This window comes from Reichenbachiella versicolor (assembly GCF_003171675.1).
Lineage (GTDB): Bacteria > Bacteroidota > Bacteroidia > Cytophagales > Cyclobacteriaceae > Reichenbachiella > Reichenbachiella versicolor.
On record NZ_QFZQ01000012.1, the window covers coordinates 1 to 18,747 of the forward strand.

Sequence of the window (18,747 nt, forward strand, 5' to 3'; positions counted from 1 at the left end):
CTGTCGAAGCTCGTGATTATGAAATCGATGGGTCTTCAACCGTTCTGGGAAATGCTAGCCCTAAACAAACAGTCACTAACGACAACGGAGAATACCTTATATACTACTCCGCTAGCCAACTAGTAGGTAATAAGAATCTAGCTGACCTTAAAATACATGCTTACAATATCAACCCGCCTGCTACTCCCCTAGATCCCGTTCCAGATGATACACTAGACTCTAACCTCGGTATACCTGTCGTTAGCTCAGCAATTTTGTACAATGCGCCTGAACACGCCGAGGTAAACCTTATCATATCTCCTAAGCGTTTTGTAGGAGAAACTGAATATTCTAGAATCACTGTAGCCATGACAGCTGCATTTGACAGTTCTAGTTTGTCTGTCAATTTGAATAACATTCAATCTGCAGATATTTCAAATATCCGTCGATTGTTATTGAATCAGGAGGGTATTCAAATGCTCTCAAACAAGACAGGTTTTGATAATCAGACCATTCGAAGGTTCCTAACAAGTATCATTCTTAACGAAGACTTAACAAAAGATCGACCCAACGGAGCACCTCCTTTTCTTACTGTATCGCTCGATCCTACGAACAGTGAACCAATTTATGATTTAACTGAAGTCATCTACGGTTTACTATTTTCTGAACTTCCAACAGATCTAAAAAGACTGGTAAGTTCAGCCACTGAAGAAGACACCACTTTGGAAAGCCTTCTCAATGCAATCAAGTACAACAAAATCGATGACGAAATAGTCATTCAGATAGAAGATGAATCTAGGCCAGTCGTAGATGCCCTAGTAGCAGACTTTACGAAGGCCTTGACTTCGCTAGGCCTTGTTGATTTGAATAGCAATGAAAACGGAGAACTAGAAGAAATAGCAACGCCTATCAAATCATTGATGGATCACGTAGGGCTTTCAAGTGCTAAGCAAGTTCCATTGCTTCAATTCTATGCAGATAATGCTAGTAACCCTTCATTAGACTTATGGACAGAAGCAGTAGACGAAGGAATATTATCCGCTACAGAGAGTGAAGATATGAGACGTATCTTTCAGTATTATGCTGTTAGTGGCAACCATATTCCTATTACCAAGTATTTCTACACCAACTATGACCAGCTTAGTGCTATGGATTTGCTGACCAAAGCAGAATTAGAATCAATTATTCGATTGGATCTAAGTATAGTAGATGGAGGAGATCCTGTAAACAAAGTCATCGGAGTCCCAGGTATTGAAACACCATCAGATGAAAATATTGCTGATTATGCCGCAGGTATAGAGCAAACGATAGATGGTTTATTTTCTACTTCTAGATTTGCTAACGCCATCAATCAAAGTACCCCTGATGAATTAGATCAAAAGATCTCGGACTTTCTATCTGCCAATACCTACAGTGATGCTCCTCAAAAAACCTTTGACCTTTCAAAAAGTGTCACCTCTTATCTGAAAGAATACCCCGAAGCGCTAGATGGTTTTGCAACTGAAGAAGAAAAAGGACTAGTCAGAAGTACACTTTACATGTACAAAAGCCTTTATCAATTGCTCTTGGGTGAAAGTGATTCCAAATTCTTACAAATAAAAGAACTGATTTCTTTGGGATATAGGTCAGGTGCCGATATTCTCAAAAAAAGTGAAGGCGCTTTCATCGCATCGATAGAGAGTTCTTTTGCACAGTTCAAAAGCCCTATAGATATTCTTCAAGAACAATACGCATTCACTAAAATAGTACCAATTATAGAAACTGTTTTAGTAACTGAGCCTCCAAAATACCCAGGAGACATTCCCTCTAGGAGATATGAACAAAAAAGAACTTATAAAAGAGAAAAAGCATTTTCGAAAATAATAGATGTAAAGGATTACGGAGCTTTCATCTACAAAAAGGGCACTGAAATAGTAGCTAAAGCTGTAAATCTACAGGCTATGCTGAATGACCAAGCTCTAGTCGGTGTAATTAAGAATAATCTACCAACCTCTCTGGAAGAAGTCAATGACAACCCAGAAGTCAAAGTACTTTTTGGATCTCAGGACTATTGCCAGTGTACACATTGCCAATCTTCTCAAAGTCCAGCAGCTTATCTGGTAGACGTATTAGAATTTATCAAAGAAGCTCAAAACAAAAACCAACATTCTAATGATACCGCATGGGACATCTTACAAACTAGACGCCCAGACTTAGCGAAACTAGATTTGTCTTGTGCCAATACCAATACTGTAATGCCATACATTGACCTAGTCAATGAAGTATTGGAGTACGCGTGTTATGCTCATCGATTGGATCAAGACAGTTCTATTTCTGACACAGAAAAAAACGAACTTTTACAAAAAGCTGCCGATCGGCAGACCACTAAAGATGCCTCCACTGTCCGAGTAGCACCAGAGCACATCGAAACTTCAGTCTATGAAGAAACACTAAGCAAAGCCATTTATCCTTGGGTAGTTCCCTTTCATCTTTGGAACCAAGAAGCGAAAGCTTATCTCGGAGCTATTGAAATGGATAGATCAGAGATCGTTCGTACCACGCAAGGTGACTCTGATGCTTTTGCTGGTATTTCTTTAGAAGAAGCCCTAATACAGCTAGGTATTTCTGAAAAGCAACAACAAATATTTGCTGACAATAGCTATACTGAATATTATGGAGGGGTTAGTAGTTATACTCAGTTACAAAACGTTGAGAACCTTCTCAAACGGTCAGCACTCAGTTTTGATGAATTCAATCAATTAATCGAAACGCAATATATCAATCCAGTAGGCCCTAGCTATCCTCTAAAGCATCAAGTACAGTTTGCCGTCGATCCTGAGACTAGTGTAGAGTCATGCAAAATTGAAGACGCCGCGATACTATTTACAAATGCAGATTACTTCAAGCGATTACATTGGTTTACTCGTCTACAACGAATCGTAGACTGGTCCATTGAAGATCTGGATGCCACTATTGAGGCATTTAGCATTGGAGAAGTAGGAACAATCAACAACGGCCTATTTGTCCATATCGCTGGAATCAACCAATTGAAAAATAGGTTTAGCAAACTTGAAATTCAAGATATTCTTACTTGGTATGGTTTCATGTCCGATAGATCCTATAAAGGAAAAGTTTCTGCTTTTACGAACATTTTTGCCAATACCAAGTCGCTTCAAGAAGCCTCTATCTACGAGGCCATTTTAGCTGCAAATAGCACGCCCATTCCCTTATTAGAAGGGGATACAGATGATCAATTAGTCGACTCAGAAATTGTATCAGCACTATTAGGAGTGTATAAGATAACTTCCAAAGAGCTAACTCAGTTGGCAATATCTGAAGGTATCATCAACGCCAATCAGTCCGATCTAGTAAAACTCTATGGTATCGTTTCATTTGCGAATGCTCTAGAATTGTCAATCAACGAATACTTATCATGGACTAAGTTCTTCCCAAGTAGTCAAGGAATCATTGGCAATGACCCCAATGATACGCTTACCTTTTTGGCAAAATATGATGAGATCATCAACTCAGGGTTATTGACCCAAGACTTAGATTATCTATTTGGCAACGTCTTTTCAGGAGCATATTCTGAGTATAGTGAAAAGCCAAGTCAAACTTTGATCGCTATCAAACAACTGTTGGTGGATCAGTTAGGTACTAAAAGCATCAATGTCACTAGAAGTAAGTCTGATTTAGTGGCACTATTCAGTATGTTCTTCACAGAGGACCTGATAGAATCGTTCATTGAATTAGTAGAAGATGGTATAGCTTCTATCCCTCACACTGATAATGTTCGGTTCCCAAATGGGAAGGTAGAAAATACGATCATTATTTCAGAATACTGGGAAGAGATCATAGGAAATGCTGCAAGTCAGCAGTTAGCTACGGATCTTCAAGCAGCTAGTGGTCTATCCAAAGAAGAAAAATACCAAAGTGTATTTAATAATTTCCACGGAGCGTTATCAAAATCACTGGACCTGAAAAACAAAGTAATAGGTCTTCTCTCTGATGACCTTGGTACATCTGCTGATATGGTTTCCACCTTGGCAGGTCAATACATTTTAGATCAGTCACAAACGCTAGTTGAGAGGCTTGCTAGTGCAGACTTTATCTACGATAGTACATCTATCGATGATCCGACATTCGATGGAGATAGAAGACAGCTAGATAAACTCAACAAACTAGCTTTAGCGATTGATTCGTTGAATATCAACATAAAGGACCTTCGTCTACTTTTCTCTCATAGTTTGGATACTGGATGGTTCAACCTATTGTCGGAACTACCTCTGACTGGTGAAGTGGCCATTTCTATACCTACTTCTTTCTTGTCTTTAGTCAAAGCACTAAGATACAATTCAGTCTATACAGTATCAGATTTTAGTTTCCTTGGTCTCATACAAGAGGTCATGGATGGTATATATGCTTCGCCGGAAGACATATACACTAAGCTAGGGGAACAAATGGAATGGTCTAAAGACGAACTCTTAGCTGCGGTGAATCTTTCTTCTGTGCAACTGCTAAGTATTAATGATTTCACATCTGAGCGATGGATGTCTCTATTGATACCTGTCATGGAGCTTTCACAAAAGATAGGAGTGTCTCCAGATAAATTAAACGAATGGGCTAGCCAAGATTTAGATTCTCAAAAGTCCAAAGCCATTATAGGAGCTGTAAAATCTAAGTTCAGCGACAAGGTATGGGATACGACAGGTGCAGAAATCAGAGATTTACTTAGAAAGCAACAAAGAGATGCTCTAGCTGACTACTTGATCGCAGTAGTAACTGACGACGATGCTGACAAGCAAAAATTCAAGGATAGAAACGCTCTCTATGCACACTATCTACTAGATATAGATATGGAGCCTTGTTTCATGATCTCTAGATTAAAACTAGCTATATCCACGGTACAACTTTGGGTACAGCGAATCAGAATGAATTTAGAACCTAATCTGGATTTCGCGGCAGAGGATATGTCTGAGTGGAGCTGGCGTAAAAACTACCGCGTGTGGGAAGCAGCTCGAAAAGTATTCATGTATCCAGAGAACTGGGCAGAGCCTGAGCTTAGGGATAATACATCGGTATTCTTTGATGAAATGCTTGATGAATTACTGCAAAATGAAGTGACAGATAAAGCAGTAGAGAAAGCCTATTTAGGCTACCTTGAGAAACTGCATAATGTGGCGCATCTAGAAGTTATGGCTACATTTACAGATAACGACTCTCTATCTAACGACACACATGTATGGGCAAGAACCAAAAATCAACCCCATATTTATTACTATAGAAAATGGATTAACAATACAGACTGGACTGGATGGGAACCCATGGGAATCGAAATAGAAGGAAATCATTTGATTCCTGTTAAGTATAATGGAAGAATAGTACTTTTTTGGGCTTCTATGACTTTAAGAAGTGATAGCGAAAACGAAAATTTACCAGATACTCTATCATCAAATACTAAAGGAACCAAACCAATACAGAAAATAAATATAAAACTGTACAAGACTGAATTGCATGACAAAGTATGGTCGGCAAAAAAACTGCTGAATGGTGAATGTGAATTAGATACTGAATTTTCAGAAATTGAAAATGTCCATTTTCATAGAGAAGAAAATGAAGAGGTTACTGGAATACAAATTGGAATCAATTATTTCAAGAAAATGATCCGTTCTTCTATAAAACAAGCAGGGTCACTAAACATCAATCATTATTTAAATAGTTTTTTATATAACGAAGATTTAAATCATTTTTTTAAACATGTACGTAGCGATGAAAAACTAAAAAACCAATCATCTTTAGTCGACCCTTTTATCGTTGTTAGAGCATCTGATAAGGTAAACGTTATCCCTTTTTTAAATGCGCCAAATCAAGATGAATTAAGGCTAGTTACGCATTTATCAACTAACCATCTAGATTATCCGACTTTGATAGAGGATGACTCTAGGTCATTTTTTACCAGAAAGTCGAGTGAAAAATTAAACATTATTGATTTTTATGCATACCACTTAAACGGAGGCAATGGACCAATAACTCTATTTCAACGGCGTCTTGGTTTAAATAGGGAATCCTTTACTACACTACAAATCGATAATACGGAATTTTATAAACTTCCTTCCTTTGACAAGATGCAGGGAGCATTTAATGATTTTTTGCTTTCTCACTTCGATTTAGAAAGAATACTTCAATTTTTTAAATTGGATCTTGATTTAGACTCCGCAAGTCAATTTGATCTATATAGAAACTATAAGCTTAGAGAAAACAGAAAAATAGAATTAACAGCCTACTTACCTTATATAAACAAAGAAGTTATCTTAAAAGCTTATAATTATACTGAAAGGTTATGGCTAGAATGGATTGACGAAATAGATTGGGAAAGTGATAATCGTAGAAAAGTTTTAGAAAACCACTACAGTACACAAGCCCTAAAAGAAGCATATAATAGACTTTTAACAGTAGATTTATCTACTCGTAGTCTATATCAAAATATAGAGGACTTGGTGTTAGTATCGTTCGAAGCTGCTCAGGATAAATTTGGCGACGGTTATTTATTAAGTGATGAAATCAATTTAAAACTAGTAGAATCTTACAAATATCATATTGTCCCCAATTATCACAGGTATACCAGTGATCTAATTGCTCAAATAAACAAGAATGGTATTAATGGTATTCTCTCTCCCAAGCTAAACACATCTCTTGGAAGACTAATATATAGACAACAAGGATCCGAAGAGGAAAATAAATATAGCTTCAAAGAAGTCTATAATCCAGAGCCCTCGCTATTTGCAACGAAATATGAAAGAGATTCTTCAACAGGAAAAATAGTTAAAGTACCGGATTATCCTGATGATGGGTTTGCATTTGGAAGCTACGCACCTTACGGCATTTACAATTGGGAACTGTTCTTTCATGTTCCTATGTTGATTGCTGATAAGCTTTCTCAGGATCAGAAATTTGAAGAAGCTCAGAAATGGTATCATACCATTTTCGACCCTACAGAAGTCGATGGCGAAGCTCCAAGTAGATATTGGAAACTCAAACCATTTTACGAGTACGTAGGTACTTTCGATGTGAATGATATCATGCTTAAGATGTCTCAGGGAGATCCTGAGTTTGCAGCACAAATTGATCAATGGTCAAGAAATCCATTCGAGCCTCATCGCGTAGCCAGATTGCGAACTTCTGCCTATATGAAAAATACGGTAATGAAGTATCTGGACAATTTGATTGCTTGGGGTGATCATTTGTTTACTCGCGATACCATCGAATCATTGAACGAAGCTACCCAGATTTATATTTTAGCTTCGGATATTCTGGGGCCAAAACCAGTGCAGACGGGTAAGAAAACCCGATCGGCACTTGCCGTAGAAGACGTAATTGGAGATGGTGGAGCTTTTAGCAATCCACTGGTGAAAATAGAAGCTGAAATTAATTCCTTCATAGAAGCAGAAGCTCTCAATAATGATGGAATCAATGTGCTAAGAACAGCACTCTACTTCTGTAACGCTCCTAATGACAAATTGCTCGGCTACTGGGATACCGTAGCAGATCGTTTATTCAAGATTCGTAATTGCCTGAATATAGAAGGTGTTTTCCGGTCACTGCCATTGTTTCAGCCTCCAATCGATCCAGCTTTATTGGTAAAAGCTTCCGCTGCTGGTATTAGTATAGGTGAAGTGCTTGACGGTATCTCAGGAGCTAACCTACCTCATTATCGATTCAGAGTATTGATTCAGAAGGCAATAGAACTATGCAATGACATGAAAGGGCTAGGACAAGGACTCTTGTCCGCACTAGAAAAGAAAGATGCCGAAGAGTTAGCACTACTTAGAGCTTCTCAGGAAGTAACCTTATTGAAAGCCACTAAGGAAATCAAGAAACAATCGATCAAGGAAAATGAACTTTCCCTAGAGGGACTAGAAGATGCTAAGGTTCTTGCTGAAAAACGTAAGAAGTATTATTCTTCTAGAAAATACATGAACCATCAAGAAAAGCAGCAGCTCAAGAAGATGGATAATGCAATGAAGCTGCAATTAGCTGGTCAAATAGCTGGAGGCTTAGCTAGTGCTTTAGCGTTAATACCAAATTTTGAAGCTGGTATTGCTGGAGCCTTTGGAAGCCCTTTTGTCACCGTAAACACAGGAGGAGCAGCGTTATTCAACTCATTGCAAGGGGCAAAACTAGTTTTAGATGCCCTAAGCCAAGTACAAAGCCACAAAGCAAGTGTGGCAGGGATCAAGGGAGGCTATGACAGACGTCGAGATGATTGGAAGTTCCAAGCAGATATGGCTATTACAGAGATACAGCAGTCGGAGAAGCAGATAGCTGCTGCTGAGATTAGGCTGGCACTGTCCGAGAGAGAGCTTGTGAACCATGAATTGCAAATCACTCAATCTGAAGAGGCTCAAGAATTCATGAAGTCTAAGTATACCAATCGCCAGCTGTATAGCTGGATGATCACTCAGACATCCAAGCTATACTTCCAGAGTTATCAGTTGGCGATGGACGTAGCTCGTATGGCAGAGCGAGCATATGCTAGAGAGTTAGGCGTTGACAACCCTGCTTTTGTTCAGTTCGGACACTGGGATAGTTTAAAGAAAGGCCTTTTGGCTGGAGAAAGACTGCAGGCTGACCTAAGGAAAATGGAGATCGCCTATCTAGAGCAAAACAAACGAGAATATGAGATCACAAAACATGTTCCTCTAAGTGTCTTATCTCCTATTCAGCTACTTCGACTGAGAGAAGAGGGAGTTGCCGATTTTCATGTGCCAGAAGCATTGTTTGATTTGGACTTCCCAGGTCAGTATAAGCGAAGAATCAAATCCGTTAGGTTGACAATACCTGCTGTAACAGGTCCATATACGAATGTTTCTGCAAAGCTTACTTTGTTGTCAAGTAGAACGAGAAAAAATACAGATCTCAATACGAACTCTCCTAAGTATAGCTTTGAAGGAAATAATGATACTAGGTTCGATCATGACTTGGGAGGTATACAATCTATTGCTACCAGTAGCGCTCAAAACGACGCAGGGCTTTTTGAGTTGAATTTCAACGACGAGCGCTATTTACCATTTGAGGGAGCAGGTGCTATCAGTAACTGGAGACTTGAACTTCCGACTGACATGCGAGCTTTTGACTATGATACGATCTCGGATGTGATTGTACATATCGGCTACACAGCCAAAGATGGAGGTGATAAGTTCAAAACTGAGGTAAAAAATGATATACAACTAGGACTAAATAACTACGCTGACTGGCTACAGTCTTCTGGTGAAGCACAGTCTGAAATAATAAGTCTGAAAACACAGTTTCCGAATGCACTGAATGATCTGTTGACAGAGGAAGATTCTTCCTCAACATCCATAGACATCACTCAGATGCAGTTTCCTCATTTCTTGTCAGAAAGGGATCTAAAAATGAACTATGCTGTTTTGATGGTGAAGTCTAAGGGAACACAAGATTTCACCACTATCAAAGCAGACATCATTATAGATGGAAAATCCATCGTAACTGGGTCTGTTGAAGAAAGCAGTTCTGAAACCGTATTGACTTCGGCTAGTGGTCCTTATCCTTTTGATTATCTAGAGGGACAAAATTTTAGCAATCTATCACCGGTTGACAATTGGAAAATCAAGATAGATAGCACTGCTCTAGATTTTACCAACACTGAGGTAGATGATATTCTACTATTAATCGATTACAAACTTTAAATATTAACCATAACAATAATAACAATGTCTAAATACATATATCCAACAGATTTCGAAGGTACATTTTGGTCCGCTCATGATGGAGACTTCTATGTGAGTACTATTGGTAATGATATTACTGGAACGGGAAGTCCTACCAATCCTTTTTTGACTGTCCATCGTGCCATGACAGAGGCCTCTGATAGTGATAAGATCATCATCGGTCCACAAGAATATGTTTTCGACAATGATGCAGAATCCTCATGCAAAGTGCTGATCTGTAGATTGGCCGCTGCGGATAATATAGCCATCAGTTTGGGAGGGTTACTATTAGTAGATGGTGTTCAAACTATTGAAGGAGACCGAGTTTTGGTATCACAGCAGCACGACCCCAAAGAAAATGGAATTTATGTAGCTAGAAATGGGGCATGGACTCGAGCTTTAGATTTTAGCAATTCTGATAATATGATTTCTGGAGCACTAGTATCTATTCTCGAAGGTACCACGCAAAGCCAATCTGTTTTCCAATATGCTGGTTCTCCTACCATCACTGTAGATAGTGACCCTGTTTCCTTCAAACGAACAGGTATTCCGGTCTGGGGACAAGTTCAAGGAAATGTAACAGACCAATCTGACCTAGTAACGATATTAGATGGCAAAGCCAACTTAACCGATATAGATAATCTGAAAGAAGGAGTTCCTACTGAAGGCGATACACTTAACAAATTGTACAATCTGATACAGAATATAATTGGTGTTAGCGCCTCCGCTACAGATATTAGTGATCGTGATGCACAAAAACCAACACTTGTAGATCAACAAAATATATATGTAACAGATGCTACAAGTGATCCAAGTGTAACTACGGGTTGGGCAATTTACAAGTATATCCAACCGACAGACTCTTTTGTAAAAATCATGGAACAAGAGAGTTTGGACGTTTCTATTTTAACTGAAGGAAATGGTATAACAATAGATGGAAACAATATTAATCTAGGTGGAGAGTTTACATCTGATATTTCTTTAAGTTCACAAGATGGTAAAGGTGTAAGCGTAGTATCCTCTGGTGGAATTAACTTGATATCTTACCAAGAAGGTGATTCTAAATTTGAAAAACATGGCAGTGGACAATTAAACATAGAATCTAGCACAGCTGATGATATGAATATATCAAAAAAAGGTGATGGTGCGCTCAATGTTAGTAGTGATGGAGGAATGAATATCTCTAATTATTCTCCAAAACCGTTAGATATTACCAGTGACGGTGAAATTAACATTACTAAAAACAGCATTCACCCTTTTAAGATTACTAGCAACGGAGGCGAATTTTCAATTACGCACCTTGGTAATCCAGCAGTTTTCAATTCACCATATGGTCTTAGGTACGGTTCAAACTATTCAGAAAATTTTGTGGATCGTTCATTAGTAGATAAAGCATATGTAGACAATATCACTCAGGCTACTACAGGAGGAAACGGCATAACAAAAAATGATAACGAATTTGACTTAGGTGGAACATTTTCTGAAAACATTAACCTCAATTCATCTAATGCCTCCCGACTATCCATTTCCAGTTATGATGGTACTACCTATGCAGGAAGTGTTGATATAGAAGAAGGTGCAATTAATCTTAGGGCCGAACGAGTAGTAGATCAACGGTCTCTAGCGACACTAAGCTTATATTCTTCTAGGGCTCGTTTATTCTCAGAGTGGAACAATAAAGAATCAGGTTATCAAATAGAATATGGAAGGTTAAAAATTATTGATAATGTCTATAATGAGGGAGTAACATTTGATAAAGATTACTCAGATAATTTCACAGACCGATCGTTAGTAGATAAAGCGTATGTAGATAAAAAAAGCACTAAAGACGAATTCATATCGCTTTCTGCAGATACAACATTAGATGATTCTTATTCGGGTAAAATTCTACTACTAACAGGTACGATTACAATCACTATGCCTGCATCACCATCTACTGGTTTCAATGTTGGGCTTAGAAACAAAGACGCCAATGTCAAGACCATTAACATGAATGGTAATCCACTTGAGTACAAAGGAAGTGGTAATCCTACCATGGTGGAACAACATGACATGGCAGCATTGACCTTTGATGGAACAGCTTTCCTAGGTACTGGAGAACTAACGTAAAACCCCATGAACAGAGTTAATCTATACGCTATCCTAAGTCAGGAGAAGAATTCACCATTTGTCTTCACTATAGACACTACCAAGCCTGGTAGTTCTTCTTCTGATACTTTTGTTTTTGCACAACGGGAAGGAACTAACCCTGATTATACTGTTGAGTGGGGAGACGGCACCCAAGATAACATCACAAGTGATACAGATTCATCTTTAACTCATGTATATGTCTCTGAGGGTGTTTATGAAATTAAAATCCAAGGAACAGACATTCAGCCTCACTTTAATAATAAAGGTGATGATACTAAGGTCCTAGAGATATCCAACATTGGAGGTGCTATCATAAATGATGGAGCATTCTTCGGTTGTAGTAATATGCAATGGAATGCTACTGATCGTCCTCATATTCTTTCTGCTAGACAGATGTTTAGAAACTGTTTAGGACTGTTAGGTAGCTCAGCTATGGATTCATGGGACGTCAGCACCGTCACTGATATGTCGGTAATGTTTAGAGATGCCATTTCTTTTAATGTTGCTCTCAATAGTTGGGACGTGAGTAATGTTATCAACATGTCAACGATGTTTGATAACAATGATGTATTCAACCAACCCTTGAACAACTGGAATGTAAGCCAAGTCGAGAATTTTGCTGGAATGTTTAGGGACTCTGTTCAATTCAATCAAAATCTTGGGGATTGGAATTTGAATCGTGCATCCAATTTATCAGAGATGCTGGATAACTGTGGTCTGTCTACGGCTAACTATAACCTCACACTACACGGATGGGTAAATGGAGGCTGGCCAATACCTACTGGGTTAACCTTAGGAGCTTCAAATCTTAAAGCAGACTCTACAAGTGGTGGAGTAAACGGCTTAGCAGCTAGAACCAAGTTAATTAACGATTACGGGTGGACCATTCAAGATGATACTTCAGAGCCATTTGTCTTCACCATTCAATCAGATAATACAGGTTCAAGCGAAAACGACCAGTTCACATTCCCGCAAAGAGCCGCAACAGCTCCTGATTTTACGATATCTGTTTTAGAAGAACCTGAAAATTCTTTAACTATAAATTCAGATGCTGACCCTACTACCATTACTTTCAACGGAGGAGCTGGTACCTACACCATTTTGATCCAAGGAACAGATATACAGCCTCAGTTTAACAATGTAGGAGACAAGGAAAAAATTCTAGAAGTTATTAAATGGGGAAGTTGTATAATTAATAACTCTGCGTTTAACGGCTGTTCCAACTTCAATTTTTCTGCAACGGACTTACCAAATGTTAAGGAACTTGGTGCTGCCTTCAATAAGTGCACATCTTTAGTAGGAAATGTTTCAATCAATAGTTGGGATACTTCAAGCGTTACTTCAATCAATAATTGCTTTGCTTTTACATCCTTTTCCCAGCCATTGGGAAACTGGGATACTTCCAATGTGACAAAGATGTACGCGACTTTTATGAATAGTTCCTTTAACCAAAATATAAGTGGTTGGACTACTTCTAAGGTCACCAATATGGAGAGAATGTTTCAATCTAATAGGAACTTCACACAAGACCTATCAAGCTGGGATGTATCTCAAGTAAGCAATTTCAAATTGATGCTGGCAGGTACCAAGATAGATTTTAACATAGGAAATTGGGACATTGGAAACGCAATAAACCTTCAAAATTTTCTTGACACAACTACTTCATTATCTGTAGATAATTATAACAAAACACTTAATGGTTGGTTAAATCAATTTTTAATACCGCATGGTCTGATTTTAGGAGCTTCTAACCTTAAAGCAGACTCTACAAGTGGTGGAGTAAATGGCTTAGCAGCTAGAACCAAGTTGATCAATGATTATGGTTGGAATATTCAAGATGCTACTTCAGAGCCATTTATCTTCACCATTCAATCTGATAATGAAGGTACAAGCGCAAACGACCAGTTCACATTCCCGCAAAGAGCCACAACAGCTCCTGATTTTACGATATCTATTTTAGAAGAACCTGAAAACTCCTTAACTGTTAATTCAGATACTGACCCTACTACCATTACTTTCAATGGAGGAGCTGGTACTTACACTATTCTGATTCAAGGAACAGATATTAGCCCTGTTTTTGGGAATTTAGGTGATAAAAAGAAGCTTATAAACATTCTGAAATGGGGTAATTGTGAAATAGGAAGTCGATCTTTCTTTGGGTGTATAAACTTAAAAGTATACGCGAAAGATCTACCGCAAATAGGCGGTTTACTTGAGACTTTCAAAGCATGCCAATCATTGGAAGGTAATAATTCTTGGAAGAATTGGGATGTTTCGGCTGGTGGCAGCTTTAACGATGCGTTTTGGAAAACATCTCTAAATATCCCTTTTACTAATTGGGACTTTACTAATGTGTCTGGATTATCCAGGTTTCTCAAAGAATCTAATCTGAGTTCTGAAAACTATAACTCGATACTTTCAAAACTTAGAGCAGATGCTGGTGATGGAAGCGGCATATTGAATGGTATGACCCTTGGCGCTGATGGACTGTTCGCAACAGGTTTAGGAATATTGGATAGAAAATGGTTGATACAAAATACCAATATGACCATTATTGATGCCACAGAAGACTTTTAAGAAGAAACTTATACTTGGATTCGTGGAATGACCAACCCAACTCCTATTCAAATTCAGGCTTTGAATAAATACATAGTGACTGAAAAAACAGTGCAGTCAGGTCAGATGGCGTCAAATCAATCACTTAAAGGTATAGAAAAAAATAAACTATACACTATTGCTAGAACCAATAATACGGAATCTACTTTGTATAAAGATGGAGTAAGTGTGTATACAAACGCACAAAACTCCATTTCTATGGAGAATAAAAACTTGTACATTTTAGCTGAAAATGGTGAAAGCGATTCCCCGTTATTGTTCGCTGATGATAAACTGTCGATTGTAGCATTGGGGGCAGCAGTAGGCTTCAATCATGCAGCTTTCAATACAGCTATTCAGACCTATTTTGGACTTTAAGTATATGAATCAAAAGCAAATAACTTCCTTTTTGGTAGCTCTACTGTTAATACTAGTAGGTTACATCATTTATTCATCTATGAATTCCAACAATAAAATGAAGAGATTGACAAATGAACTAAAAATCTCTTCAGATTCTTTGACCAGTACCAATCAAAAATATGAGACATTACTTACAAAATATGATTCTATTGAAGATAAACTGGAATCAACAAGCTATAATTTAAAAGGTCTCAAACTAAGTGTTGATTCTATTATGAGTAGTAACATTTCTAGTATTAAAGCTCTAAAAAATCAGCTAGATGATGTCATGGCACGTCAAAACTATGTGGATACACTAACTACTGGAGGAAATGAAGACATTAAATTTTAAATATCTTATTCTATTTTTTGGTTCTCTATTGTTTTTGAATCAAAATGGGTATTCCCAAAAGGTAATTTTTGGTAAGCACCAAGACTTAGTTAATCTAAAGAAAGGAGACATAGTAGAAATCAAAGCTGATACTGCTTATGTGATAAGTAGACGAAGGGCAAAGGTCCTCAATGAAAAAATAGATGAACTAGAAGAAGTAAAGGTTTTATACAACGGTCTAGCTGGTCAGTATAATGGATTGAATGTTGAATTAGAAAAGGTTCAAAGCTCATTGTCTGAAGTAGTTTCAAAAATGGAGTCAGACAGCCTTCAGCTGAGCGATCATTTTGTAGAAATCATTGGAGATCTAGACCAAAGCATCGAGAATTTAAAATCAAACAATAAGAGTTTAAAAACCAACAATTCTAAAATGCGCGATGAAATATCAAAACTCCATAAAGTAATTAAGGCCATGAAAAAAGAAACAAGACGTATCTGGTGGGATGGACTGACAGATAAAATTGTTGCTTTTGCGGGTGGTGCTGGAATCGGATTACTTATTGGGGTATTGCTGTTATAGAGGGGTTAATAAATTATTTAAACATATATAGGTTTTACTAACATACCTGTAAGTTTGATAATTGGAACTAGACTCACTGTTCTATCTTTCAAAAAACCACATCTAGATAGAGCTACAAGAATACCATATGTGCTATAAACCCCTTTCAAAAATACCCTTTTTAATCCCTCAAAACTTAGAATGGTATAACCGAAGCCTCCCCAAAAGCGAGGTGCAAAAGCACTCAGCATATCAAATCGGCATATAAAAAGATATTTGGTGTACTACTCAGTATTCTCGCATAATGACGTGATCTGGAATGTTTTTCAGTATCGCGACACTAGGTCGTACACCACCAAAAATTCATTCTAAAATTGTTGAATAGTGTCAAAGGTTCTTTTTAAACCCTAATTCTGAGACACTACATTAATAGTATTGTGATTAAATCAAATATTCCATTATGATTCTCACGAGCATCGAAAAGTACTCTGTACATCTACAACATATGAGTGCAATTGTACTTGCCCTAATGGTAATAGAGTGGGGCATCCTTTTGATTAATAATTATATAGAAAGCAAAAAAGAAGGCCTCGTTAGTCTAGCATCTTACTTGGTTCAAAGTATACCTTATTTTCTAGTCTCTAAAATAATGATAGTCGGCACTATGTTTTGGCTATATGAACATCGGTTCTTTCAGATCAGATATCAATGGTATTACTGGATTTTAGCTTTTTTACTTTATGATTTCACAGTGTACTTTATACATTTTCTTGGACATAAAGTTCGATTTCTGTGGTGTATACATGGAGTACATCATACTGCAGAAGAAATGAATCTGACAGTAGTTGCCAGAGGTTCTATTTTTGATGTGTTTTTTACTCCTTTTAATTTCATATGGCTTCCTATCATAGGATTTCATCCATATATGATTTTCGTAATAGAACCCATAGCTCGATTATACGCATCATATGTTCATATCAATGAAAAAGTATTAGGTAAACAACCATGGCTAGAAAAAATATTTATCACTCCTTCAGTACATAGAGTTCACCATGCTAAAAACCACATCTATTTGGACAGGAACTACGGAGAGACACTTAGTATATGGGATCGTATTTTTAAAACGTTTCAAACGCAATTGGATGACGTAAATATTAAATACGGCGTGATGCATGAACAATTAAACAGTGAAAGTTTTGGAGATGTACAATTCTTAATGTGGAAAGAATTGTGGCATGATGTCAAAAATGCGCCTACTCTACTAGTTGGTATCAAGTACTTTATTATGCCTCCTGGATGGAATCATATCGATGGAGGTAAAAGAGCTAGTGCCTACCGTAAAGAATCTATTGATCAGCATTTATTATCTTAATGACTCTAAACATTAAAAACAATGATCTTCTTCATTTGTAGAGTCATACCTTAATGTAGTTGTTTTTTAGATCAAGTCATTTTCATTCAACATCTCGTCATTTCAGATTCGAAGTAGAGAGCTAGTTTAGCGGCATTATTTAAATTCTTTCTAAATAATGAGCGAAATATCGAATCAATCCGTATTGAGTCCTGTACAGGACAAATCATATCTAATCGATTTCTTCGAACCTAGGGCTAAGGAGAAATTGGATCAATATATCCAAAGTACTACACAGTACATAAAGGGATTCCTTTCAAGAAAAAGTGTACACAGTGGTAAGTCTCCTGAGTACTTACGTCTTCTACATCAAGAAAGTATGCAACTTGGTTATCGGTCACGAAGTTTAACTCAAGCCTTGGCTGAACTAAAAGAATTATTTCTAGACAACACCGTTGCTTACCACCACCCTTCATATCTATCTCATCTCAACTGTCCGGTAGTACTTCCAGCAGTAATAGGAGATATTATAGCAAGTTCAGTAAACACAGCAATTGAAACTTGGGATCAAAGCACATCTGGTACACTCATGGAGCAAGAGATGATAGATTGGATTACCTCAAGAATCGGATTGTCTGATGATGCGGACGGAGTATTTACAACTGGTGGATCTCAATCAAATCTTATGGCCTTGTTACTTGCTAGAGATCATTATGCATTCGAGAACTATCAATTGAATATCAAGGAAAGTGGTATCAATGCAAACGCTCAAAATTTCAAAATCTTCTGCTCCGAAAAATCACACTTTAGCATTCAAAAAAGTGCAGCTCTAATTGGATTGGGTTACGAATCCGTGGTCACTGTAGCCACCGATGAACATATGTGCATGGATATAAAAGTACTCAAATCCATGCTAGATCAATCTATCCAAGCAGGAGATATCCCAATCGCTGTAGTAGCCACACTAGGCACTACTGACTATGGTAGTTTTGATCCACTCAATTCAATTGCAGAGTTGGCTAATGAATATGGGTTGTGGCTACATGTAGATGGTGCTTATGGTGGTTGCTTTGCTCTTACCGAAACGCATAAACGTTATTTTAAAGGAATAGAGCATATTAACTCTATGACCATTGACTTTCATAAGTCATTCTTTCAGCCCGTTTGTTCCAGTGTATTGTTAATCAATGACAAAGAACATTTTAGGTATATATCTCATCATGCAGATTATCTCAACCCGTTAGAAAATAAAAATGAGGATATGCCTGACCTGATAGAGAAATCAATTCAGACCACCCGAAGATTTGACGCTTTAAAACTCTGGATGACTCTCAGAGTAATTGGTGAGGAAAAGATGATATCCTATCTAGAAGATATATACGACCTGACTTTGGAAACTTATGAAAAGGCGAAGAATGATCAAGAACTGGAGTTTATACATGAACCAACTTTGACAACCTTAGTTTTCAGATACCTAACCCCAAATGTGTCAGATGAAACCATTCATGAACGTGTCAACAAATACATTAAAAATGTATTGTACGAAAGTGGCCAAGTCTCAATAGCCAGTACTAGACATGAAGGAAGGTTCTATCTGAAGTTTACACTTCTAGATCCTAACCTCAGTAGCAATCACCTGCTATCGGTACTTGACATCATCAAGGAAAAAGGCCAAGAATATCAACTCAAAAATTAG

8 protein-coding genes are annotated in these 18,747 nt (G+C 37.6%); all 8 read left to right on the forward strand.

The window, feature by feature from the left end; genetic code table 11:
• Positions 1–9,665: Tc toxin subunit A-related protein (locus DKG80_RS19305; RefSeq protein WP_221409163.1), on the forward strand; the 9,665-nt coding region annotated here is incomplete at its 5' end.
• Between the two features lie 24 nt (positions 9,666–9,689).
• The gene (locus DKG80_RS19310; RefSeq protein WP_109833029.1) at positions 9,690–11,795 is read left to right on the forward strand and encodes a hypothetical protein; all 2,106 of its coding nucleotides are present in this window, start codon (positions 9,690–9,692) and stop codon (positions 11,793–11,795) included.
• Positions 11,796–11,801: 6 nt separating this feature from the next.
• Positions 11,802–14,393: a BspA family leucine-rich repeat surface protein gene (locus tag DKG80_RS19315; protein WP_109833030.1), complete on the forward strand. Its 2,592-nt coding sequence runs from the start codon at positions 11,802–11,804 to the stop codon at positions 14,391–14,393.
• A 60-nt stretch (positions 14,394–14,453) separates the two neighbouring features.
• Positions 14,454–14,789 (forward strand): hypothetical protein, encoded by a 336-nt coding sequence (locus DKG80_RS19320; RefSeq protein ID WP_221409164.1) that lies wholly within the window; start codon positions 14,454–14,456, stop codon positions 14,787–14,789.
• A 97-nt stretch (positions 14,790–14,886) separates the two neighbouring features.
• Positions 14,887–15,162, forward strand: coding sequence for a hypothetical protein (locus DKG80_RS19325; protein ID WP_162555999.1), 276 nt, complete (start codon positions 14,887–14,889; stop codon positions 15,160–15,162).
• Complete coding sequence (locus tag DKG80_RS19330; protein WP_109833033.1) at positions 15,143–15,721, forward strand: hypothetical protein; 579 nt, start codon at positions 15,143–15,145, stop codon at positions 15,719–15,721. Before DKG80_RS19325 ends, DKG80_RS19330 begins: the two co-directional genes overlap by 20 nt.
• Positions 15,722–16,160: 439 nt before the next feature.
• Positions 16,161–17,072, forward strand: a complete 912-nt coding sequence (locus tag DKG80_RS19340) for a sterol desaturase family protein (protein ID WP_109833035.1) — start codon at positions 16,161–16,163, stop codon at positions 17,070–17,072.
• Positions 17,073–17,229: 157 nt separating this feature from the next.
• The gene (locus DKG80_RS19345; protein WP_109833036.1) at positions 17,230–18,747 is read left to right on the forward strand and encodes a pyridoxal phosphate-dependent decarboxylase family protein; all 1,518 of its coding nucleotides are present in this window, start codon (positions 17,230–17,232) and stop codon (positions 18,745–18,747) included.